At 51.0% G+C, this 23,805-nt stretch carries 19 protein-coding genes and 1 other RNA gene; 15 read left to right on the top strand and 5 right to left on the bottom strand.

The genetic code is table 11. From position 1 onward, the window contains the following. On the bottom strand, nucleotides 1-956 hold a 956-nt coding region (locus tag FC43_RS10575; RefSeq protein ID WP_082611512.1), incomplete at its 3' end, for an RNA-guided endonuclease InsQ/TnpB family protein. A gap of 248 nt (nucleotides 957-1,204) precedes the next feature. After that, complete coding sequence (mvk, locus tag FC43_RS10570; protein WP_056955639.1) at nucleotides 1,205-2,152, bottom strand: mevalonate kinase; 948 nt, start codon at nucleotides 2,150-2,152, stop codon at nucleotides 1,205-1,207. 218 nt (nucleotides 2,153-2,370) lie between these two features. On the opposite strand from mvk, the gene FC43_RS10565 reads away from it, so the two are divergent. The 8 genes from FC43_RS10565 (at nucleotide 2,371) to FC43_RS10530 (ending at nucleotide 11,646) form a co-directional block, all read left to right on the top strand. Next, nucleotides 2,371-5,205, top strand: coding sequence for a helicase C-terminal domain-containing protein (locus FC43_RS10565; protein ID WP_056955638.1), 2,835 nt, complete (start codon nucleotides 2,371-2,373; stop codon nucleotides 5,203-5,205). 76 nt (nucleotides 5,206-5,281) lie between these two features. Beyond that, a complete protein-coding gene (locus FC43_RS10560; RefSeq protein ID WP_019205618.1) occupies nucleotides 5,282-5,800 on the top strand; it encodes a cell wall elongation regulator TseB-like domain-containing protein in 519 nt (172 codons plus the stop codon). A gap of 20 nt (nucleotides 5,801-5,820) precedes the next feature. After that, complete coding sequence (asnS, locus tag FC43_RS10555) at nucleotides 5,821-7,119, top strand: asparagine--tRNA ligase (protein ID WP_056955637.1); 1,299 nt, start codon at nucleotides 5,821-5,823, stop codon at nucleotides 7,117-7,119. A 121-nt stretch (nucleotides 7,120-7,240) separates the two neighbouring features. Then, nucleotides 7,241-7,963 (top strand): DnaD domain-containing protein, encoded by a 723-nt coding sequence (locus FC43_RS10550; protein WP_056955636.1) that lies wholly within the window; start codon nucleotides 7,241-7,243, stop codon nucleotides 7,961-7,963. 94 nt (nucleotides 7,964-8,057) lie between these two features. Next, the gene (locus FC43_RS10545) at nucleotides 8,058-9,071 is read left to right on the top strand and encodes a DUF1002 domain-containing protein (protein WP_056955635.1); all 1,014 of its coding nucleotides are present in this window, start codon (nucleotides 8,058-8,060) and stop codon (nucleotides 9,069-9,071) included. A 116-nt stretch (nucleotides 9,072-9,187) separates the two neighbouring features. After that, nucleotides 9,188-10,090, top strand: coding sequence for a DMT family transporter (locus FC43_RS10540; RefSeq protein ID WP_019205614.1), 903 nt, complete (start codon nucleotides 9,188-9,190; stop codon nucleotides 10,088-10,090). A gap of 105 nt (nucleotides 10,091-10,195) precedes the next feature. After that, nucleotides 10,196-11,110: a prenyltransferase gene (locus FC43_RS10535; protein WP_056955634.1), complete on the top strand. Its 915-nt coding sequence runs from the start codon at nucleotides 10,196-10,198 to the stop codon at nucleotides 11,108-11,110. A 35-nt stretch (nucleotides 11,111-11,145) separates the two neighbouring features. Continuing rightward, nucleotides 11,146-11,646, top strand: a complete 501-nt coding sequence (locus FC43_RS10530) for a cupin domain-containing protein (protein WP_056955633.1) — start codon at nucleotides 11,146-11,148, stop codon at nucleotides 11,644-11,646. A gap of 81 nt (nucleotides 11,647-11,727) precedes the next feature. On the opposite strand, the gene FC43_RS10525 is transcribed toward FC43_RS10530, so the two are convergent. After that, the gene (locus FC43_RS10525; protein WP_056955632.1) at nucleotides 11,728-12,948 is read right to left on the bottom strand and encodes an NAD(P)/FAD-dependent oxidoreductase; all 1,221 of its coding nucleotides are present in this window, start codon (nucleotides 12,946-12,948) and stop codon (nucleotides 11,728-11,730) included. 416 nt (nucleotides 12,949-13,364) lie between these two features. Between FC43_RS10525 and FC43_RS10520 the strand changes: the two genes are divergently transcribed. From FC43_RS10520 to cydC, 4 genes are read left to right on the top strand one after another with little or no spacing between them, the layout of a single operon-like run. Continuing rightward, the gene (locus FC43_RS10520) at nucleotides 13,365-14,804 is read left to right on the top strand and encodes a cytochrome ubiquinol oxidase subunit I (protein ID WP_056955631.1); all 1,440 of its coding nucleotides are present in this window, start codon (nucleotides 13,365-13,367) and stop codon (nucleotides 14,802-14,804) included. Continuing rightward, nucleotides 14,805-15,827 (top strand): cytochrome d ubiquinol oxidase subunit II, encoded by a 1,023-nt coding sequence (gene cydB, locus FC43_RS10515; RefSeq protein ID WP_019205609.1) that lies wholly within the window; start codon nucleotides 14,805-14,807, stop codon nucleotides 15,825-15,827. A gap of 3 nt (nucleotides 15,828-15,830) precedes the next feature. Beyond that, nucleotides 15,831-17,564 carry a thiol reductant ABC exporter subunit CydD gene (gene cydD / locus FC43_RS10510; RefSeq protein WP_056955630.1) on the top strand — a complete coding sequence of 578 codons (1,734 nt, stop codon included), beginning with the start codon at nucleotides 15,831-15,833 and terminating at the stop codon, nucleotides 17,562-17,564. Then, on the top strand, nucleotides 17,554-19,302 hold the full coding sequence (gene cydC, locus FC43_RS10505) for a thiol reductant ABC exporter subunit CydC (RefSeq protein WP_056955629.1): 1,749 nt from the start codon (nucleotides 17,554-17,556) through the stop codon (nucleotides 19,300-19,302). Before cydD ends, cydC begins: the two co-directional genes overlap by 11 nt. Before the next feature lie 67 nt (nucleotides 19,303-19,369). On the opposite strand, the gene FC43_RS10500 is transcribed toward cydC, so the two are convergent. Together FC43_RS10500 and recU are read right to left on the bottom strand one after the other, a co-directional pair. Beyond that, a complete protein-coding gene (locus FC43_RS10500) occupies nucleotides 19,370-21,616 on the bottom strand; it encodes a PBP1A family penicillin-binding protein (protein ID WP_056955628.1) in 2,247 nt (748 codons plus the stop codon). Beyond that, entirely contained in the window at nucleotides 21,609-22,226 is a 618-nt protein-coding gene (recU, locus tag FC43_RS10495; protein ID WP_019205605.1) for a Holliday junction resolvase RecU, read from the bottom strand. Before recU ends, FC43_RS10500 begins: the two co-directional genes overlap by 8 nt. Nucleotides 22,227-22,313: 87 nt before the next feature. Between recU and FC43_RS10490 the strand changes: the two genes are divergently transcribed. The 3 genes from FC43_RS10490 (at nucleotide 22,314) to rnpB (ending at nucleotide 23,778) form a co-directional block, all read left to right on the top strand. Beyond that, nucleotides 22,314-22,907, top strand: a complete 594-nt coding sequence (locus tag FC43_RS10490) for an SLOG family protein (protein WP_056955627.1) — start codon at nucleotides 22,314-22,316, stop codon at nucleotides 22,905-22,907. A gap of 106 nt (nucleotides 22,908-23,013) precedes the next feature. Then, nucleotides 23,014-23,373 (top strand): cell division regulator GpsB, encoded by a 360-nt coding sequence (gene gpsB, locus FC43_RS10485; protein ID WP_056955626.1) that lies wholly within the window; start codon nucleotides 23,014-23,016, stop codon nucleotides 23,371-23,373. Between the two features lie 29 nt (nucleotides 23,374-23,402). After that, an RNA gene (gene rnpB / locus FC43_RS10955) (RNase P RNA component class B) lies at nucleotides 23,403-23,778 on the top strand. The last annotated feature ends 27 nt before the right edge of the window (nucleotides 23,779-23,805 follow it).

The raw sequence follows: 23,805 nt of genomic DNA, 5'->3' as shown, positions 1-23,805 counted from the left end.
ACCAGTAAAGTTTTCCCGTACCAGTCACACTTGTAGGTAAGAACCTGACGAAAATATCCAAACATGGAACGTTGGAGCCCTTTTGCCGTAACATGACTCATCTGCATCTTTTTGACGGCGAGGTCTTCAATCACGAACTGATCGTAAGTGTTAACTAACTGGGTCGTGAATTTTTGCATCAAGTCGTGCTGGACGTTGGCCACCCGCCGGTAATCACGCTGCAACTTGGCTCTCGTTTTGGCGTAATGCTTGCTTTGGGTGGCTTGCTTGCCATTGACCTTGCGCTTGCGGGCTAACTGACGTTGGTAGTGCTTGATCCGCTTGTAGATTGCTTGCAAGTGGCTCGGGAGGGTCTTGATTTGGCCATCAGTGTAATCAAGGTGCCCAACATTAACGTCAACCGCTGTTTTCGCCTTCGGTCCCATCGCGACTTCAAGGGGGAGATTGGCCCAGTACTGACCGTTTTCCCGATAAATCGAAACCACCTTCAACTCACCAGTCAAATTGCGGGCCCCTTTGAACTTGATATCAAACCACGGCGTTTTAACACCGCGCGGTTTATCGAGCCGTAAGCAACCATTGAACAGCTTGGCCCGGTCGGTCTTGAAGCCCTGGCGGGGGGCCTTTTTCGACTTGAAGTGCGGTTTGCCCCAATCCGGTTGGGCCTGGTCAAAAAAGTTCTGCCACGCCTTACCGAGATCAGAAATCGCCAGCTGCAAACACCGCGCCGACAGTTGAAACTGCCAGTCGGCCTTATTAGCAACTAATTCATCCCGAACCTTGCGCTCGTTGGGCCGTTGCTTCTTATCAGCAAGGATCACTGAAGCATCATACATGTCGTTCCAAAGGGCCAAACCTTGATTCCAACAGTAGCGTCGGTAATCACACAGGCCATCGAGCACTTTTTTCATCGTCTGATTTGGATATAACTTCACCTTTTGCGTGCGCAGCACCATCATCACCACCTCTCAAACGCCAATTCAGAGATAGATAATCGCTAAAGTATCAGCGAGACGATCAAACGGTCGCATTATTGATACTTTAATCATCTCATTGTTCCCTTCATTTAGCAAGTTTTTCGTTGACGTGACGATGACAAATTTTTGTTAGCTATTCCCCTAAGATCCATACCACATTTTGTCTTTCTCATGGACATTAGGGAAAGTTATTCAACATTTTAATTAACAGTTATTTCCTCCTTTGGTTAATCAGTGCTGAGTGCCGATGCTTTTAAGGGTTGGAGCCAGGTTTGCGTGGCGCCGGCGGTTTGCAGCGCTTGGGCGAGGTGTTGAGCCTGGGACAGATCGGCAGCCAGGGCAAAGAAGCATCCGCCCCGGCCGCCCCCGGTTAGTTTCGCGCCAAGGGCCCCGTTGGCTTTGGCTGTGGCAATCAAACGGTCTAACGTTGGATCGCTGACGTTGAGGGTGGCCAGGTTGATCTGGGCCTTATCTAAGACCGCCCCAAGCGCGTTAGGTTGGTTGGTGGCCAAAAAATGTTTGGTTTGTTCTGCCAGCTGGCCGAGATCGACTAGGGCTTCTTTCGCGGTGGTTGGGTGTAAGGTCAATTCTTGTTTGACGGCGGCAATCGCTTCTTTCGTCGCCCCGTGCACCCCAGAGTCGGCGATCACCAGGACAGCATCTAAATCAAGGTCGATCGGCACCCCAGCTTGGCCCCGGACAAACCATAACGGCCGGTCGGCACTGGTCATGGCAGCGTCTAAACCGCTGGGACTGCGGTGGGTGACTTGTTCTTCGATGTCGGCCCATTTTAACAATTCGGGCCGGGACAGGGGCGCGTCATAAAGATCAAAGAAGGCCCGGATAATCGCAATCGCGGCCGCGGCCGAAGAGCCCATCCCCCGTTCAGCTGGGATTTGGCTGGTAATCAACATCGCCCAGTTGCCATCATCGTGAAAGTGTACTTGGAGTCGGTGGATTAATTGACCGATCCCGGCCATCGGGGCTGGCAGCTCACTTAAGCGCCCCGTAAAATAGCGGCTTTCGATGGTGGCGGGGCCACTTTGCCGGCTCAGGGTGACCGTGGTTTTAATTGAAGCTAAGGGAAGGGCAATTGCTGGTTGACCATACACAACGCTGTGTTCACCAATAAAAATTAATTTAGCGTGACTTTGTCCATAACCTGAATTTTTCAAGTTGTTTCAACCTGCTTTCTAAAAATAACTACTGTCTATTCTACCATTAAGTATCTACAACAGGGAAATTCATCTGAAGCACTTTACCGAAACTCGATTGCCCGGGTGGGGTATGGTATAGTGGACTTAAATTTATGATGCTGTGACCACCCCGTACCAGCTGGGCTGAACGGTCAGGTTTTGGTCGCGGTAAGTTTAGGAAGAAAGAACGAATTGCAATGCAAAAAAAGAAAACGCCCCGGGGCCCAATCTACGCGGTCGTTGATTTGGAAACGACCGGGACCAACGTCAAAAAGGGGGACCGGATCATCCAAATCGGCTGTGTGTTGGTACAAGATGGCCGGTTGATTAATCACTTTGAGACTAAGGTCAATCCCGAACAACCAATTGCGCGCTCAATCAGCCAGTTAACCGGAATTTGGGCCGCGGATGTCAAAGCTGCCCCGCTCTTTGAAGAAGTTGCGCCAACCTTACAAAGTTTATTAGCGGATACAATCTTTGTGGCCCACAACGTTAATTTTGATTTTCCCTTTTTAAACGCGGAATTTCAACGGATCGGTCTGCCCAAACTGCAGATTCCGGCCGTTGATACCGTTAGTTTGAGCCAGTTGCTCTTGCCAACGGCGAAGAGTTATCGCTTGCGGGATTTGAGCGCCAAACTCCAGATTGAACACGATCAGCCCCACAGCGCGGTATCGGATGCGGAGGCGACCGCGCACTTGTTGATTGATCTGTTACAACGTTTGCAAGCGTTGCCAACTTTAACGCTGAATAAATTAGTGGCCTTGCAGCTGCAACTGCCCCTGCAAACCCGCTTATTGCTTGACCGGGCGGCGCAATACCGCCAAAGTCACCCCGTAGCCTTAGATGATGCCCACTACGTTAGTCACGGCTTGGTGTTGCATAAAAAACGGCCGCTCAGCGTGGCTACGCCCAAGACCCCCCCAGCTTTTCCGTTGACGAAGCGCCAAAAGCAGCGGTTGTTTGGTGATCTACTGACTTACCGGCCCCTGCAAGCGAAAATGATGAACGCGATTTATAACTACTTTACGCGTGATCACGCCCGGCAGATTATGATTGAAGCCGGGACCGGGGTGGGCAAGAGTCTGGGATACTTAGTTCCCCTGACGTATTTAGCGCAACCAACTGGTAAAGTAATTGTCGCTACGGCCACGAACCTGTTGCAGAGTCAATTAATGACGACGGCTTTGCCGCAGTTGCGGCAATTATTACCGGATTTCAGCGGGGCCGTGATGGTCAAAGGCAACGCCCATTACCTTAGTCTGAGCAAATTTGCCCACTCCCTAACGGTAAACGAAGATTCACAACTCAGCCAGTTTTTAAAAGCCCAATTGTTGGTCTGGTTGTTAACGACGACGACGGGCGATTTGGATGAATTGAATCTAACGGCGCAAAAGAGTCCGTATTTGGCAGAAGTTCGCCACACCGGTTTGGCAAACTTAGCCAGTGAAGATCCCTTTTATCGCGATGACTTCTTGGTTTATCGCCAGCGGCAATTAGCCTATGCACCGATTATCGTCACGAACCAAGCTTACTTAGTTGCCCATGCGGCTGAACTGGGCGCCCTGGCGCCAACGACCTATTTGGTGGTTGATGAAGCGCAACACCTGGCCCAAAGTGTTTTGAAACAGGCGCGGCACCAATTGGCGTTTGCGGAATGGCATTTACTGCTTAATCAGCTGGCGGCCTTGGTCAATCCAACTAATTCGCCCAACTTGCGGAGTTTATTTGCTAAGTTGCCACTGGCGGCTTACAACGTTGAATTGATGCAAGCGGATCTGGCCGGCTTGAAACAAACGGTTAGTGACCTGGCCGCGGCCTTATTAACCAAATTGACGCCACCGTCAGCTACCACGGGCACCTTTATTGAACAGGTCTTACCAAGTGCGGAGCTCAGCGTCTTATTGGATCCAGCGCATCCCCTGTGTGAAGCCTTTGAACAGGATTTGGCCAGTTTAAAGCTGCATTTTAGCGCTTTGCAACATTTGTTTGCGGAACGCCAAGCGCAATGGTTAGGTCAGGACCGTTATTTAATGAATCAATTTGCCAGCCAATTGGCGCAGTTAGTGGCCGTGGATGATCAGTTACACGAATTGAAACGGCTGGCCGACCAGCCCGATCAACTGACCCTCTTTTGGCTCCGGGCCCGGCAGGGGAGTGAAACAACGACCTTAACCTTAACGGGAGGATTGTTAGCGGCCAACCACTTCTTGCGCGAGCGAGTCTACGCCCACTTTACGCATCAATTGTTTACCGGTGCGACCTTATTTACTTCTAACCGCTCCGCCTTTATTTTTGACCAGTTGGATCTGGAGAAAGCCGCGGTGAAGGTCAAACGCTTGCCGGAAGCCTTTGATTATGAACATCAGGCCAAGCTCTTGGTCGCCAGTGACGCGCCTAGCCCCACGGACCACGAAGAAGCCAGCTATCACCAGTACTTGGCGCAGACGATTGCTGATTTGGCCGTGGCGACGGATTGTCAAACGATGGTGTTGTTTAACTCTTTGCAAACCATTGAGGCCGTGTATGGCTATTTGCGACAAACGGCGGTCTTTAATCAACGCGATATTCTGGCCCAAGGGGTTAACGGCAACCGGGCGAAATTGCTCAAACAGTTCAGCAGTGGGCATAATTCGATCCTCTTGGGGGCGGCCAGCTTTTGGGAGGGGATTGACTTGCCCGATAATCAGCTCCAGTTGCTGATTATTACCCGCTTACCATTTGCGGCCCCGACCCAATTGGAAAATCAAGCACGGTATGAGTTAATGAAGCAACAAGGCCACAGCCCGTTTTATCACTATTCTTTACCCCAAGCAATTATTCGGTTGCGCCAAGGGGTCGGGCGGCTGTTGCGCACGCCGACGGATACGGGGGTGGCGGTAGTGTTAGATCCCCGGTTGGTAACCAAGCGGTATGGGCAAACCATGCAACGGGCCTTACCGGCGGGCTTACCGCAAGTGGAAGTGCCCACGGCGGAATTGAGTTCTGCCACGGCGGCTTTTTTGCAAACCGCCGGCCCAGCGAAACTTTAAAAATCAATTAATCTCTATTCGCCTTCGGAAATCTGTGATAAACTTTTACTGATATTGTTTAGGAAGGAAGGCTTTTATGCAAAGTCGGCGAGATGTTCAACGTCAAAAAAGCCGGGTTTCGGGTAAGCAAGTGCTGATTCGAAGCTTAATGACGGTTTTGGTACTGATCCTGGTCGCTTGGGGTTCGTTTGCAATTGCAACCCAACCCAAGACCAGTGCCCAGCGCCAAGCCGTTAGTCTGGCCAAAAAGTATGCAGATTTGCGGTCCTTTGATCACTTTTACGTCTACAATCGCGATCACACTTACTACACGGTAAGTGGACAGAATCGGCAACACCAGCCCATTTTAGTGATCGTTCCCCAGACGGGGGGCAAATTACGGGTGGTCAAGCAGGCCAGTGGCTTAACCAGTCAGCAAGCCGTGGCGAAGGTGCGAGCAGACCGCGCCGTTAAGCGGGTTTTAAAGGTGGCGCCGGGAATTTTTAATGACCGGGTCGTCTGGGAGGTTACCTACAAGAATGCGCAAGGAGCGCTGTGCTATGATTTGCTTAGCTTTAAGACTGGTCATTACGTTCAACGGATCAACAACCTATAGAATATTTGGAGGAATCAGGAGTGCAAACAATTAACATTATTGATGCCCCACACCACGTTAACGAACGGGTGAAGATTGGGGTTTGGTTAACGGATAAGCGATCCAGCGGGAAGATTGCCTTCTTGCAATTGCGGGATGGGACGGCCTTTTTCCAAGGGGTCTTGTTAAAGAATAAGGTCACCCCAGAAGTTTTTGAATTGGCCAAGCACGAATTGCGCCAAGAAGCCAGTTTCTGGGTGATCGGGGAAATTCATGAAGATACCCGTTCCAAGTTTGGGTACGAAATTCAAATTGAAGACATCGAAGTGATCGATGCCAGTGAAGACTATCCGATTGGCAATAAGGAACACGGGATTGACTTCCTGTTAGATAACCGCCACCTGTGGTTGCGTACTTCAAAGCCCCAAGCGATGATGAAGATTCGCGACCGGGTGATCCGGGCTAATTACGAATACTTTGGTGACCATGGCTTTACCAAGATTGATCCCCCGATCCTGACCGGGAATGCCCCGGAAGGCACGACGGATCTGTTCCACACCAAATACTTTGAACAAGATGCTTACTTGTCCCAATCTGGTCAATTGTATGAAGAAGCTGGTGCCTTGGCCTTAAACAAGGTTTACTCCTTCGGGCCGGTTTTCCGGGCTGAAAAGTCCAAGACGCGGCGGCACCTGATTGAATTTTGGATGATTGAACCAGAAATGGCCTTTATGCACCAAGAAGAAAGCTTGGAAATTCAAGAAGAATACGTGGCCTACTTGGTACAAAAAGTGATTGACGATTGCAGCCACGAACTGGAAGTCTTGGGGCGGGATCCAGAAACCTTGAAGCCATTTACCCAAACGCCATACCCACGGATCAGCTACGATGAAGCAATTGAATTGTTGCAAAAAGGTGGGCTGGATGTTCAATGGGGGGACGACTTTGGTTCGCCAGAAGAAACCTTCTTAGCGGATCACTTCTCCAAGCCCGTCTTTATTTTAAACTACCCGAAGTCGATCAAGCCGTTCTACATGAAGGGACACCCAACCCGGGATGACGTGTACGTTTGTGCCGACTTGTTGGCCCCAGAAGGTTACGGGGAAATTATTGGGGGCTCCGAACGGGAGACCGACTACGACACCTTATTGCAAGCCGTTAAGGATGCTGGGTTAGATCCAAAGGATTATGCTTGGTACTTAGACTTGCGCAAGTATGGGTCAGTGCCACACTCAGGCTTTGGTTTAGGGTTAGAACGGTTCTTGAGTTGGATTACCTTGCAGGATCACTTGCGGACGACGATCCCGTTCCCACGGATGCTGAACCGTTTATACCCGTAATTTCAATTTTAAACTCACCAATCGAATTTTTTAATCACCGGGGTCGGAAAACAAGCAGCGTTTCCGACCCCGGTTTGTTGACGCGGCGATGGGGGATGGCCCCCTTAGAGAGGAAAGAACAATGGTTGATGTCTTATCAAAATACTTGCAAGCTGGCCAAACGACGGTCAGCAACCTCCTCTTGCACCACTACCATGACTTGGGGATGAGCACCAGTGAACTGATGGTTTATCTGGAGTTAAAGAGTTACCTGGATATGGGCCAGCTGCCCAATATTAAACAAATTGCGACGCACTTAGGGACGGAAACCGGTCAAGTTTATGAATTGATTCATGAATTGGTCAGTCACCATTTTTTGGCCCAGCGGTTGCAAAAGAATGCGGCGGGCCAAGAAGCGGAAGTGTATGACTTCAGCCCCCTTCATGCTCGGTTGTTACAGTACCTAGAGCAACCAGGCCACCCCAACGTAACACCGGAGCAGTCAGCCCCCCAGGATGCCAAAGAGCGCCTCTTTAAGCAATTGGAGAGTGGTTTTGGCCGCTTATTGAGTCCGATGGAGATCAACCTGGTGAACGATTGGCTGACCAAGGATCATTACGAGCCGGCGATTATCGAATTGGCCTTGCGCGAAACGGTCCTCAATGGGAAGTTTAGTTTTCGTTATATGGATCGGATTTTAATGAACTGGCGTCATCGGAAGTTAACCACGGTGGCGGCAATCGAAGCGGATCTGCGCCGGTTTGCCGAACAAAAGGCCGCGCCCAGTGCGGCGGAGTCGTCGGCACCGACGCCCCATATTCCGATTTTCAAGTTGGCCGATCAACCGCGCGAGCCGAAAGCTTAAATTTACCTCAAGTTCCGTAAAAGCAAGGTGGAAGGAACGCGGGCATGCTAAAATGAATAACAAACTGATGATAAATTAGGTGAGGGTGATAACGATGAAGAATACCAAACGGACCTTAGCCATCGTTTTGACGGCGGCGATTGTGGCTACGGCGGCCGGGCCGGTCAGTCAGGCCTTGGTTTTACCAACGCCGGTCCAAGCTGCGCAAACGGGATCAAGCCAACAAACGGCGTCTTTAAATCAGGCCTATGTGGTTTATGGGGCAGGGGCGCCCCAAAGCGTGTATGCCAACCTGAATGATGTGATGGATGTTGATTCGTCCTTTACGAAATTAACGGCGACGGGGCAGGACTACGCAACTTATATCAGCCACGGGGCACCCGCGACGGATGCGTCGATGATTTCTTCGGTGGCAATTGCCCCGACGGATCCCAGCTCCGGGGTCAAGGTAAACGTGAAAAAGTATAACGGGCAAAGCAACATTACCAAAGTTACGGCCCAACAATACGCGATGGTGGCCCAGATGGCCGGGGTAACGGATATTACGATTACTGTTACCGCGAACCGGGCGGTTTCAGGGGAATCAGCTTTAACCGGGGTTTATAAGGCCTTTGCGGCCGATGGGCACCAATTGGATACCCAAAATACTGCGGCGGCTAATTCCGTGTTAACAGCGACGCAAGCGGCGATTGATGCCAACAGTGATGATCAAGCTTATGCCGGAAAATTGATGGCCGCCGTCGGGGATACTTCCAAGCAAGTGGCGCAAGAAAAGCAAAAGGGAAACAACCTGACCAAAGTGCAAATTGAAGTGATTTTAAAGCAGGCGCTAGAAAAACGCGGGGTGGCTGATCAAACCACGGCCAACCAACAAAGTCAGATTGCCGGCTCGCTGGTGAACTTCCAGAATTCACCGATTGCTTCTTCTAAGACTTACGTAACCAACGTGACCAACACGATCAACAACGTGAAGAATTCAACCGGGGATTTGATGAATAAGGCGAAAAACTGGCTAAATAGTGACTCAGGAAAGCAAGCGGCCAACCAGGCATCGAATTGGTTCCAACGTTTAGTTAACTGGGTTAAGGGTTTATTCCAGCAAAATTAATTTTCTTAAGCAAAAGCCAGGGGAAACTTTCCTCTGGCTGCTTTTGGTTTAATTATTGGTATCAGCTGACCCGATAATGGTAAGATATTTGTATTGCTGAAAACGGAGGGTTAGTGATGAATAATAACCAAGTAATTAAGGGGATGACCTGGGCTGGGTTTGCCTCCTTGAGTTGGGGGATTTCCGGGACGGTTTTGCAGCTGATTTCGCAAGACTTAGCGGTGCCGGGCCCCTGGATGTTCTCGACCCGGACGACGGTGACGGGGGTCATCTTGTTGCTATTGAGTGCGGTAATTTACCGTGGTCAGATTTTCAATGTTTTTAAGACAAAGGCGGCCTTGCTGTCGGTCGTGACCTATGGGTTATTTGGGCTGGCCGCGAATCTGATTACCTTCTACTACTCGATTCAAACCGGGAATGCATCGACGGCGACGATCTTACAGTACTTGTCACCCTTGTTCATTGTCTTAGGGGGGATTTTCTTCTATCGGAATCGCCCCTTGCGCAGTGACTTACTGGCCTTTTTAGTGGCCTTGGTAGGAGTGTTGCTTTGTATCACCCGCGGTGATTTGACCCACTTGGCCGTGCCGTTGGTGTCCTTACTGTGGGGGTTAGGCTCCGGGATTACCGCCGCCTTTTATGTGGTCTTGCCCCAAAAAGCCAGTGCCACTAATCCCCCCTTGGTCGTCTTGGGCTGGGGGACGATGATTGCCGGGCTTTTCTTTAATCTCTTGCACCCGTTTTGGGTCGGTGTGCCGCCGCTGACCCCGACGTTGGTTTCGTCGGTGGCGACGGTGATTTTCTTCGGGACGATTCTGCCGTTTGGGATGTTGCTATATGCCAGTCGCCTGGCCCCGTCGGATGTCGTTAGTATCATGGATGCCTTGCAGCCAATCATGACCACGATTTTAAGTGTTATCTTCTTTCACTTGGCTATCAATTTCTTTGAAGTCCTCGGGATCGTGTTGGTCTTGATTGCCATTTATATCTTACAAAACGGCCGGCGCAAGGCCCAGTAAATGGTTAAACATGGTGAGCCAGAAGCTGCGGAAAAATGAATTTTCCCAGCTTCTTTTTTTGTGATCGAAATTAGTGTAAGATCATAATGGAAAAGAGGGGTTGAATTGTCAGTTAAAGTTTTTTTGGAATTAGTTGAGATTAAGGCCAAAACGGCCAGTGTACTGCCCGCACTCTTGGGCTTGTGCTTGAGTTACTACTATTTTCACAGTGTGAATTGGAGCTTGATGGCGCTCTTTTTTGTGGCCATGTTGCTGTTTAATATGGCCGTCGATATGCTGGATAATTATCACGATTATACCCACGCGGTTGATACCGCAGATTACCAGCAAAATACCAATATTATTGGCCGCGAAAAGCTTAATCCCCGCTTGGTCTTTTGGCTGCTGGTCAGCTTTGTGCTAGTGGCGGCCCTGCTGGGGTTGTATTTGGTCAGCCAGGTCGGTTGGCCGCTCTTGGCAATGGGGGTCTTTTGCTTTGCGGTGGGCATTGCCTACTCGTCTGGGCCGTTTCCGTTGTCGGGGCTGCCGGTCGGCGAATTTTTCTCCGGTTTTACCATGGGTTTTATGATCACCTTGATCAGTGTCTATCTCAATGCCTACCAGCATTTTGTGTGGGATCCCTTTAGCTTATTGGTGATTTTCGTAGTGGCTTTGCCAGATGAACTCTGGATTTCAAATTTGTTGCTCGCCAATAACATTTGTGATCAGCAAGAAGATGAGGATAACCGCCGGATTACGATCGTGCACTTTATTGGTAAAAAATGGGCTTTGAGGGCCTTTGCGGTTAAAAATGGCTTGGCCTTTGTGGCGCTTGGCTTGGCCGTTGGCTGGGGTTTTACGCCTTGGGCAACGTTATTCACCTGGCTGTTGATCCCGTTTGTCATCAAGCAAACCCGGATCTTGCTGGCCCGGCAGGTGAAAAAGGAAACTTTTCCGGCGGCGATTCGGATTTTGCTGGTGGGGTCGCTGGTGCAAGTGGTGACCTTTGCGTTAGGCATTGCGTTCGAAAATTGGCTCTAGAGTTACGCAAAGAAGTGAAAGGAACGTGATTTAAGATGTTAACAAAAGCCGACTACATTCAACAATTGAATCTTCAGCCCCACGCGGAGGGTGGTTGGTACCGGCAGGTCTTTCATGCGGCCACTCAGCGCTTGGACCCCGCGAGTCAAGCCCAACGGTTTGACTATACTTCGATTTATTTTTTACTGGACGAAAGTTCACCGTCTCATTTGCACCGGCTCTTGCATGATGAATTATGGTACTTTCACGCCGGCCAGCCCTTGACGGTGCATTGCTTAATGCCCGATGGCAGCTATGAGGCCTTGCATTTGGGGTCAGATTTGGCGGCGGGACAAGAATTTCAAGCCCGGGTGCCGGCAGGGACGATCTTTGGGGCGGAAGTTCACCGGGGGTTTGCCCTGGTCAGTTGCATGGTGGCCCCGGGCTTTGACTACCGGGACTTTGAGTTGTTGACGGCGCAAGAATTAACGGCGATGTATCCGGCCCAAGCGTCAATGATTAAACGGATGGCGTATGCGAAGTTACCAGCTGAATAACTTAGCCAACATAAAAAGGATCCGCACTGCGGATCCTTTTTTTACTACCGGCTGGCCGGAGACTGCCAGCGGCGGGAAATTTTAGTGGTAAAGGTCGAAACGGCCCTTCTTGAAGACTTCCTTTAAGCCCCCAATCCGGTACAGGGATTCGTTGGCGATCATCTTCTTGGTAGCTGAAGCCAGGTAACCCTTGGTTTCGCGGCCCATTGCCACCCCAAAGGCCCGGGTGTTGCCGACGGAAGCGACGGTCCCTAAGGACTTGTAGACAAAGCCTTCGCTTAAGTGACTGCCTGTCTTCAAGACGTTGGCCAGGTCGGCAGCCGTGTACTTACCCATTGCTAAGGCAATTTGGGCCGTCGTTGGGTAAGGACGCTGGCCATCCGGTGGCATCACCGCTGCTACGTCACCAATGATGTAAAGATCGTCGTGGTCCGCATCGGTTAAGTGTTCGGTTGGAATGACCCGGCCCCGCCGTGCCTTTAAGCCAGCGGCGTCGACTAATGGGCTCCCAGAAACCCCGGTCGTCCAAATGATGGTCTTGGCCGTCAGTTCGTGTGGTGTTTGTTCTTCATCCTTGCCGAAGACGTAAATTGTCTTGCCCGGTGCCACTTCTTGCACCCGGGCATCGGTAATGATGTCGACGCCTAAGCTCTTAACCAGGTTGACCCCGTATTCTGCCAATTCATCGCTAAACATTGGCAACAGCCGGGTGCCGGCATCCAACATGGAAATCTTGATGTCAGATGGGTTGACCCCAGCGTGTTCAGCGTATTCCTTGCGGCCATCGGCTAAGGCCCCCGCCAGTTCGATCCCGGTAAAGCCGGCCCCGGCAATAATGATGTTTAAGGCATCTGGATCAGGGTTTTGCTTGTATTCATCCATTACCTTCAGTAAGTGGGCGTGGATGGCTTCGGCTTCGTCAACCGTCGTCATTGGCAGGGCGTTTTCTTCGGCGCCGTTGATGCCGAAGGTTTCGGAAATAAAGCCTAAGGCTACCACTAAGTAGTCATAAGACAATTGGTCGTGGTTCTTTAAGTCAACCGTCTTAGCAGCCGGGTCAAAGGCTACGACTTCATCTTGGATAAAGGTCGTAACCTTTGGATCGACGATGTCAGCCACATCGTAGGTAATCTTTTCCTTCGGTTCCGTCCCCGCCGCGACTTCGTGCAGGTCGGTTGCTTCGTAGTGGTAGCTGTTTTTGTTGACCAACGTGATCTTAAAGCTGCCATCGGCCTTCTTTTGCAGTTCATGAACGGTCTTTAAGCCGGCATAACCAGCCCCCAGGACAACGACTTGCTTCATAAAAAATTCCCCCTCAAAAATAGAATGAAGATAATTGCTTATCGGATTAAAAGCGAAAATAAAAAAATTGCGCTTTTAACTTATGGATAATTATTGATGGTTTAATTATAACAAGGAAATTGGTTGGTGAAAAACAAAAAACCGGAAAAACTCGCAAAAAACTGCGAAAAATGTTGTTATTTAGCTCACAAAGTTGAAAATTGCGCCCCAATAAAAGCGGTTTATTTTAGGTGACACCGAATCACTTCTTATAATATGTAAGCGGTTTCTAAGCCAAAAGATAATTTATCATTCTTTAATCTATTATTGAAATACTAACTTTTTAAGAGTAAACTAAGAATTGAAATATAGGGAACACCCTATACGCTATTATTTTTGGACTTATTGGTCGATAATTTATATAGGGGGGGATAATAGTGGACATTGTTAGTTTGGCACGGTTCCAATTTGCAATGACAACGGTTTACCACTTCTTCTTCGTACCGTTTTCAATCGGGACGGCCTTTGCCATTGCGATTATGGAAACCATCTACGTGCGCACTAAAAATGAAGTCTACAAGAAAATGGCCCGCTACTGGGGGAATATTTTCTTGCTGAGCTTCGCGGTTGGTGTTGTGACCGGGTTGATCCAAGAATTCCAATTCGGGATGAACTGGTCGGATTATTCACGTTTCATGGGGGACATCTTCGGGGCTCCATTAGCCTTTGAAGCTTTGTTGGCCTTCTTTATGGAATCAACCTTTATCGGGTTGTGGACGTTTACGTGGAACAAGGTTAAGCCAGGGGTGCATGCCCTGTTTATTTGGCTGACCAGTATTGGTTCGATGATTTCGGCCCTGTGGATTTTGACCGCCAATTCCTTTATGCAAAACCCAGTGGGGTACACGATTAAGGATGGCCGGGCTGAAATGACCGACTTCTTTGCTTTGCTGAAGAACCCACAACTCTTCTTTGAATACGGTCACGTCATTGGGGCCGCCTTGATGATGGGTGGGGTCATCGTTGCCGGGTTGACGGGCTTCCAACTTTTGCGGGCCAAGAAGCAACCCGTTTCGGATGAAACCAAGCACATCTACAAGACTTCCATGCGGTTTGGGATGTGGGTTTCCTTGATTTTTGCCGTGCTGACAATTGCCGTTGGTCACGCCCAAATGCAATACCTGATCAAGGAACAACCGATGAAGTTTGCCGCGACTGAAGCCATTTACAAGAACACCAAGGATCCCGCTGGTTTAGCCTTGGTCGGGGTCGCCGATCAAAAGAACCATGAACTTAAGGGGAGCATTGAAATCCCTGGGATGCTGAGCTTTATGTCTTACAACAAGTTCTCTGGTTCCCTGACCGGGATGGACGAAGTTAATAAGGATTTGACCAAGAAGTACGGTAAGTACATCGCTGGCGAAAAGATGAACTACTACCCGCCGGTTAATACCCTGTTCTGGAGCTTCCGGATCATGGTCGGCGTCGGCATGTGGGTCGCCTTGGTCTCAATTGTTGCTCTCTTCTTGACGCGCAAGGGGAAAGAAACCTTGTATGAACACAAGTGGATGCTGTGGGTCGTGGCCCTGACGACCTTCTTGCCATTCATTGGGAACACGGTTGGTTGGTTTGTCACCGAATTTGGGCGTTACCCATGGACGGTGTACGGCCTGTTTACGATTAAGCAATCCGTTTCGCCAACCGTTTCGGTCGCTTCCTTGTTGACGTCGAACATTGTTTACTTCGTACTCTTCACAGCCTTAGCGGTTGTGATGATCGGCTTGGTCATTAAGGAACTCCACAAGGACCCAGCTAACATCGAAAATCCACAATTGCTGGAAAAGTTCATGGATCCATTTGATAAGGGGGCCTTTTAAATGAGTGCATTTCAATTTTTATGGTTCCTTTTGATCGGGGTCTTGTTTGCCGGCTTCTTCTTCCTCGACGGTTTTGACTACGGGGTGGGGATGGCCGCTAAGACAATTGCCTCGAACGAAGCGGAACAAGATCAAATTATTCATTCAATTGGACCGGTTTGGGATGCCAATGAAGTTTGGCTGATTACGGCCGGTGGGGCCATGTTTGCCTCCTTCCCATACTGGTACGCAACGTTATTTAGTGGTTACTACTTGATTTTATTGGCGATTTTGTGCGGTTTGATTATTCGGGGGGTCTCCTTTGAATTCCGTGCAAAGGGGAATGCCAAGACCAAGCGGGTTTGGACCACGTTGTTGGCAATTGCCAGCGCTTGGGTTCCCTTCTTCTTAGGGGTCATGTTCATCTCGATGATTGAAGGGATGCCAATTGATGCCAATGGCAACATGCATGCCACCTTCTTTGATTACTTTAATTGGTTCTCCGTCGTCGGTGGGGTTGCCTTGACCTTACTGACTTACCTGCACGGGTTGAACTACGTGGCCTTGAAGACCGTCGGCCAGGTGCGGGAAGTGGCCCGCAACGTGGCGGAAGCCCTGTACTATGTGCTGTACGTTGGCTTAGTGGTCTTTGCCTTACTGTTGATCTTTAAGACCGACTTCTTTAGCGTGCACCCACTGGGGACGGCCATAACGGTTGTCTTGATCGTGGTCTTTGCGGTCTTGGCGCACGTGGCCGTTTTCAAGGGGAAGGAAATGCTGGCCTTCATTGCCAGCGGGTTGACGATGGTGTCACTCGTGGCGATGATCTTTGTGGGGATGTTCCCGCGGGTCATGATCTCTTCGCTGAGTGCTAAGTACAGTCTGTTGATTCAAAATGCTTCTTCGACGTCCTACACCTTGACGGTGATGACGATTGCCACGATTTGCCTCTTGCCATTTGTTTTGGCTTACACGGCGTGGGCTTACTGGCTGTTCCGGAAGCGGATTGAAATGCCAACGGTCAAGCCACTGGAGGGATACTAAAAAATGGTTGATCGACTCCTATTTACAATTAACGGGGTCCGGTCAATGCTGGGAAAGCTTGTGGGACTGCACGTCCTGCAAGCTTTTCTTATCATTGGTCAGACCTTAACGCTCTCGGCAGTTTTGGTGGGCTTATGGCAAGGCGAAAGTCTGGCGCGCCAAATGCCGTGGGTTGCCCTGTTTATTTTGTCATTTCTGGGCCGGCACGGCGAGAATTGGCTGATCAGTGGGATCTTAGATCGGTTTGCTCGGGCGAATGCCCAACGCTTGCGTTCCCAATTGTTGGCCCAAACCTTTACCTTCGGCCCCGCTCTGGTACAACGTGAAGGGACCGGGAACATGGTGACGTTGACCTTGGACGGGATCAGCCAGGTAGAAGATTACTTTAAGCTGGTGCTGAATAAAATGGTTAATATGATGGTAGTGCCGGTGTTGATTCTGGGAGTGGCCTTTTACTTAGATTGGCTCTCCGGGTTGATTATGGTCCTGGTTTACCCGTTGATTATTTTGTTTATGATTGTGCTGGGCTATGCCGCCCAGGCGCAAGCTGATCGCCAATTTGCGACGTTCCAGCGCTTATCAAATCACTTTATTGACTCCTTGCGCGGGATTGACACGTTGAAATACTTTGGTTTAAGCAAGGCTTACTCCAAGAGTGTCTACCGCTCCAGTGAAGATTTTCGCAAGTCCACCATGGCAACTTTGCGGATTGCCATGACGTCGACTTTTGCCCTCGATTTTTTTACGACGCTTTCGATTGCGATTTTGGCGGTTACGTTAGGGCTACGCCTGATCAATGGGCAGATGACCCTTTATCCGGCCCTGGTGATTTTAGTCTTGGCCCCAGAATACTTTTTGCCGATTCGCAACTTTGCTAACGACTATCATGCAACGTTGAACGGCAAAAACGCCTTCCACAAGGTGATGACCTTGATTAACGAACCACCCGCACCGCAAGCTCCGTTGACGCTGACGCCTTGGCGGCCCACCGATGAACTGCAGGTTAAGGACCTAAGTTTTAGTTATGGGGAAGGCAAGGCTGGTTTGGCCCCGCTCAGTTTTTGCTTCCGCGGGTACCAAAAGGTCGGGATCATCGGGATGAGCGGCTCGGGGAAGACGACTTTGATCAACTTGTTGAGTGGTTTCTTGACGCCGGCAGCGGGGGAGATTACCCTCCAAGGGCAAACGGCAACCACTTTGCATGCCGCGGCCTGGCAAAAGCAGTTGACCTACTTACCGCAAAATCCGTATATTTTTTCGGCCAGCTTGCGGGAAAATATTGCCTTCTACCACCCGACGGCGACCGAAGCTGAGGTCCAAGAAGCCGTCCACGTGGTCGGGTTGGATGACTTGGTAGCCGAATTGCCAGCCGGTCTGGAAACCCAAATTGGGGCCGGCAAACGGGCGCTGTCCGGGGGGCAGGCCCAGCGGATTGCCCTGGCGCGGGCCTTTTTGGACCCGAACCGGCGGGTCATGATTTTTGACGAACCAACCGCGCACCTAGACTTGGAGACGGAACTGGAGCTAAAGGAGAAAATGTTACCCCTGATGGCGGACCACTTGGTGCTGTTTGCCACCCACCGCTTGCACTGGATGAAGCAAATGGACTACATTTTGGTGATGGAAGATGGGCACTTGGTTGAACAAGGGACCTACCAACAACTCCAAGCTCAGGCCGGGGCTTTTCAGCGCTTAGTTAAGCAGATGCAAGCCAAGGAGGAAAAAGATGCGCAATAAGTTTCCGTTATTAAAAATGTTAAAGACCGACCACTGGGTCAAACCCTTCCTGCGTCACTACAAGCGGACCTTGGTCTTAGCGATTACGCTGGGGATTTTAACCTTCGTGTGTGCCGGTGGGCTGATGTTTACCTCGGGGTTTTTGATTTCTAAATCAGCGACCCGCCCCGAAAATATCCTGTTGGTGTACGTCCCGATCGTGTTAACCCGGGGCTTTGGGATTTTTCGGCCGGTGATGCGCTATGCGGAACGGCTCACGAGCCACAACTGGGTCTTTAAGATGACCTCGGAATTTCGCAAAAAAATGTACGATTCCCTCGAACAAGATGCCGTCTTTTTTAACAGCAAATACCGATTAGGGGATATTTTAGGGCTCTTGTCAGAAGACGTGGCCCACATCCAAAACCTCTATTTGCGGACGATCTTTCCGAATTTTGTGGCTTGGGGGCTGTATGCGATTATCGTGGTGAGCCTGGGGATTTTGTCGCCGGCGATGGGCTTGGTAATGCTGGTCCTTTTTGGGCTGATCATTTTTGCTCTTCCCCTGTGGTCGGTGGTGGTCAACGGGGCCCGACAAGAATACGAAAAACAAGTTAAAAACGCGTTGTACACGGATTTAACGGATAACGTGATGGGGATTGTCGACTGGGTATTTGCCCAACGCAACCAGGAGTACGTCGACCAGCACCTGGCCAGTGAACACGAACTGTACGCGACCCAAGCGGCGCTGCGCAAGTTTGAGCGCTGCCGGGATTTCCTGCTCCAAGTGATGATTCTGCTGATCGCCTTGGCGTTGCTGGGGTGGGGGGCCAGTCGCTTTGGCGGCCAATTCGGGGGGCCAGCCAATTGGATTGCCGCCTTTGTGCTGGCCATTTTCCCGCTGGAAGATGCCCTGGCCGGGTTGCCGGCTGCCGCGCAAGAAACCAATGTTTATGTGGACTCGCTCAAGCGGTTGAATGCCTTGCCGCCGGTAACGACCTCGCCGACCTCAGCGCCGCAGTTGACGGCCCCCTTGGATTTTCAATTGACTGACGTTCACTATACCTACCCGGCGACCACCAAGGAAGTCCTCAAAGGCGTAGATCTTCAGCTGCCCGCGGGGCAAAAAGTGGCAATTCTGGGGAAAAGCGGTTCGGGAAAGAGTACGCTAGCCAGTTTATTGCGGGGCGACCGGGTGCCAACGGCCGGCCAGTTGACCTTAGCGGGGGTGGCGCCTAGTGAATTAGGCGATCAGATTGCTGATTTTATTGGCGTGATCAATCAAGCTCCCTACCTGTTCAATACCACCGTCCTAAACAACTTGCGGATCGGGAACGAAAACGCGAGTGAGGCTGACGTTTGGGCGGTCTTAGAACAGGTCGGTTTAAAGGCGACGATCGAACGGTTGCCCCACGGGTTGGCGACGATGGTCGATTCGGCCGGATTGCGCTTTTCCGGTGGGGAACGGCACCGGTTGGCCCTGGCCCGGATTCTCTTGGCGAAGACGCCAATTGTGTTGCTGGATGAGCCGACCGTCGGCTTGGACCCGGTGACCGAACGCGCGGTAATGAATACCTTCTTTACCGCCTTGCAAGACAAGACGTTGATCTGGATTACCCACCACTTACAAGGTATTGAAGCGATGGATCGGGTCATCTTCTTGGAAGACGGGCAATTAGCCATGGATGGTACGCCGCGCGAACTAGCCCAAACCAACGCCCGTTACCGACACTTAAAGGCGGTCGACGAAGGGCGCTAGCTTAATTATTGGGATAAGAAAAGAGTGATAACCACGTGGTGCGGTTATCACTCTTTTTACTTACGGATTATTGGCCAGCCGGGGCACCGCCACCATTGCTGGTATTGGTTGCCGTGCTGTTTTGCGTTTGGTTATTGTTTGGCGCCGGCGTTGACGGTGCGCTGGCGGACGCAGAAGATGCCGATGAAGCCGAGCTGCTTTGACTACTGCTGGAGGTACTGTCCGTACTTTCCTTTTCGCTGCTGGCTGAGCTGGAACGCAGTAAGCTGCTGGCACTGGATGAATGGCTGGCCGAGCTCATTTCCGTAAAGCCAAAGGCCCACTTGGAGTCACGAATGACCAATTCCCGGTGTCCGCTGTAAGAGATGGCTTCCACCGTATCTGGCATCGTCCAGTCGCTGGCGTGATTTTGCCCGTCTAAGAAGCTCATGATCGCCTTGTACAAGAGGTGGGCCGATTTTTCGTAGCCTTCTGCCACGGCGTACTTCGGATTATCAAAGCCGGTCCACACGGCCACGGAGTAGTTCTTGGTGTAACCAACCATCCAGGAGTCCATGACCCCGGACGTCCCGTACATTGGTTCATCGGTCCCGGTCTTCCCGGCTTGGTGGACCCCACTTAGGTTCGCGTCGGTGGCAGTCCCGTTACTGTCGGTAAAGACCCCTTTGAGCATGTCGGTAATCATGTAGGCCGTGGCCTTGGTCATCGCCCGTTTACCGTGCTTATCAAAGGTGATCGTCTTCCCGTCTTGGGTCGTAATTGAACTGATGTAGTACGGCTTGTAGTAGGTCCCACCGTTAGCAAAGGCAGCATAGGCAGCCGACATTTGCAGTGGGGAGACGTAGAGGCCGATCCCGTTTTGGAGGTTAAAGCCATTCTTCCCTGGGGTAATCCCCAGGCCTTTCAAGAAGGTCGTCGCCCGGGAAAGGCCCACGTCTTGCAGAGCGCGGATGGCCGGAACGTTCCGGGATTGCACGAGGGCGGAGCGCATGGTCATCGTGCCCTTGTACTTGTTGTCCCAGTCGCGCAGGGCTTTACTGGTGCCCGGCCAGTAGAACTTGGTGTCACTTAATGCCTTGTAAGTTGGCCAGTGGAGGTATTCGATCGCCGGGCCATAATCCATAATTGGCTTGGCCGTCGAACCGGAACTCCGGTTGGATTGAACAGCGCGGTTTAAACCGTAGATGACGTTATCGTCAATCTTGCGCCCGCCTAGCATGGCGACCACTTGCCCATTGTGGGGATCGGTGACGGCGACCCCGGTCTGCATGCTGTCATTTTGGAAGGCGACACCACTGTTGGCGGCGTTATAGAGTTCTTCTTGGGCGGCCAAGTCGAGGTTGGTGTGGACCTTGAGACCGTCGGTGTTAACGTTGTAGCCTTGGGCTTGGAGTTGGGCCAGGACTTCTTTGACGTAAGCATCAACGATCTTTTCCTTCACCCCAGTGGTGTTTTCGCTGGTATTACCGTGGTCTTCATCCAGGCCACTGGTAATATTTTCGGCCTTGGCACTCTTGGCCTGGGCGGCAGTAATGTACTTGCTGCGCACCATCGCGTCGAGCACTTGATTACGCCGCTGGGTCGCGTACTTGGTATCGTCGACGGCCGGGTTGTAGTAGGTCGGCGATTGTGGAATCCCAGCCAACGTTGCTAATTGGGCCAGGTCCAATTCATCGAGATCCTTGCCGTAGTAGTATTGCGCGGCGGTCTTCATTCCGTAGACCCCATTGCCCATGTAAACCTTATTAATGTAGAACTTTAAAATATCTTGTTTGGAGAAGTGCCGTTCTACATTTAAAGCCAACCAGGCTTCTTGGGCTTTACGCTTTAAGGTTTGATCCTTGGCCGACGTGGAGAAGACCGTCAGTTTGACCAGTTGTTGGGTCAGGGTACTCCCCCCTTGCATCCCGTTGCTGCGGTGGAAAATATCGGCGATCGCCGACCCCCCGATCCGGACCGGGTCAATCCCGTGGTGCTTGTAGAAGCGCCGGTCTTCGATGGCGACAACGGCGTTCTTTAGCGTCGCGGGGATTTCGCTTTGCGAAGCGTATTCGCGTTTTTGCGCCCCCAAGCGGGAAATCACCTTATCGCTGTCGTCATAAATGGTTGTCGTTGACTGACTCTTTAAGGCGCTTTCGCTGATCGTCGGGGCACTGGAAGCCCAAAAGAAAAAGAGGGCGGCCAGTGCGACAAAAATCAATAAACAGATGCTCAGCGTCCAGCCGATGATCTTTTTGATCAGTGGGCCTTTGCCTTGACCACCACTTCGCGGCCGGTTGCGCCGGGAAGTGGTGGTAGTTCCATCATTATTCATGGTTGACTCCTTTTTGCCGCGCGATCAGTTGATCGACGGCCGATAAATATTGCAAGCGGGGATGCAGGCCTAATTGGACCGGGATCCCAACTTGTTTCAGTGTGGCGAGGGGGATCGAATGCTTACCGCCCTGGGCTTGTTTTTGCCAGGCGGTAATTAAATGACTGGCTGGCAGGAGGTAATACGCCGTTAAGCGGGTAAACTTGATCAGGGCAAAACAAATTCCGCCTTGCTTAAGACAGGCCGCCAAATGATCGATTTGATGCTGGTGAAAATTTTTGAGGGGAAACGAGGTCACGTTTTTCGTCTCCTTGGCATCAAAATCGATATAATACCCTTGGTAGATCCCATTGTAATCCGTAGTTGACGGCCGGCGAAAGTAAGCTTCGCGGACTACGGCCGCACTGCGTTTGGGGTAGTCGACCTTCACCAATTGAATCGGGGTCGGCTTTTTGTGGATCACCGCTTGGTTGGTGGCCAGGTAATAAGCATTGCTGGCGTTGATTTCGGCTTCCAGTGACATTCCCCGGTCGGCAAAGTTGACGGCGGGTTGCGGCCGGCTTTGGGCGGGGCGCTGGGGCCCCTGGCCGTTTGGATAATGAATGGTCATGTGGTGGCCTCCCTTCGCTACTTGGTATATTATATCATTAGGCTGGCAATTAGTTACAGTTACGGAACGGTTACACGAGGAAAATTTATGCAACGATTATGGGTAAGTGGGTATCGCGATTATGAATTGGGGTTGTTTGATCCGGCAGCGCCAGAAATTAAAGTGATTAAACGGGTCTTGCTGGAGCGCATTGGGACCTGGTTAAATCAGCAAACGGAGCCGACCTGGTTGATCACCGGGCCCCAAGCCGGGGTGGAACGCTGGGCGCTCGAGGTGGGCCTGACTTTAAAGGCTGACTATCCGACCCTCCAGTTGGGGATGGTGCAGCCCTTTGTGGGGGTCGGGCAAAATTGGCAGCCGGCCCGGCAAGCGGCCTTGCAACAGATGCAAAGCCAGGTTGATTACCTGGGCACGCTCAGCCAGCAGCCTTACCAGGGTCCACAGCAATTGCGGGATTACCAGGCCTTTATGCTGGCCCATTCCGATCAATTGCTCTTGGTCTTTGACCCGGCCCAAGATGAGCAAAGCGAACGGCACGCCAAAAGCTACTATGATTACCAAGCGGGCCAACACGCCGTGGCGGCGGGGACTTATCAAATGGAATTAGTTGATTTTGATGACCTGCGCGAAGCCGGGGAAGCCTTGGCTGAAGAAGAACGAGAACGGCGCGGGGAATGGTAAGTTCCCAAGAAAAGTTAATTTTTTTAACTGGGCCCTTGTATTTAATCGGATTTCTGGTACAATTATTTTCGTATTGACGAATAAGTACAGTAAATGAGGTGTTGAAATGGATAACATTAAGTTTACTCCCCAAGATATTTTGCATAAGCAATTTAAGGAAAAGAGTATTGGGAAGGGCTACGATGTTGATGACGTTGATGGCTTCTTGGATGATGTTATTAAGGATTATGACACCTACAACAAAGAAGTAGCCCGCTTACAAGACGAAAACAAACGCTTGAAAGCCAAGGTTGACGAATTGAACCGTCAATTGGAAATTGGTTCTTCGATTGGCGCGGCGGCGCCAGCCAGTCAGCCGGTTGTTTCGTCAACGACCAATATGGATATCCTAAAGCGGCTGTCCAATTTGGAACGGCGGGTCTTTGGTTCCCAATTAGGAGACGATGGGGATTCCCATCTGCTGTAGTTCGTTAGTTGACAATTGAATTTTTTGCAGGTTTTGGGTAATCGAGCGCAACCTCAGTTGCGTTAGGAAGGTCCATGCTCGCACGGGCTGCGATGCCCGTAGTGTTTGTGCTCGCTGAAAAAATAAGGCGGGGCACCGAGCAATCGGTGACGGCGGAAAAAACGGCTAAGGCCTTTGGCTAGGTCCGAGTATTCCTGAAAAGTGCCACAGTGACGAAGCAAGTTGGGAAACCAACTTGGTGGAACGCGGTAAACCCCTCAAGCGGTAAACCCAAACTACGGTCGGGGAGCTTTGGATAGCGAATTGAAGCGATTCCAGGGGAGCAGTTATTAACTGCTGAGATAGATGATTACCACGGTCTAGGTTGGCCTGAACCTAGACTTCGACAAAACATGGCCTACAGAAATCTGCAATTAGGCAGCCCGGTTTCGA

The sequence above is a fragment of the Limosilactobacillus ingluviei DSM 15946 genome (assembly GCF_001435775.1).
GTDB lineage: Bacteria > Bacillota > Bacilli > Lactobacillales > Lactobacillaceae > Limosilactobacillus > Limosilactobacillus ingluviei.
Note: the sequence above shows the minus strand (reverse complement) of the source record. Positions and strands in the feature narration are given on the sequence as shown.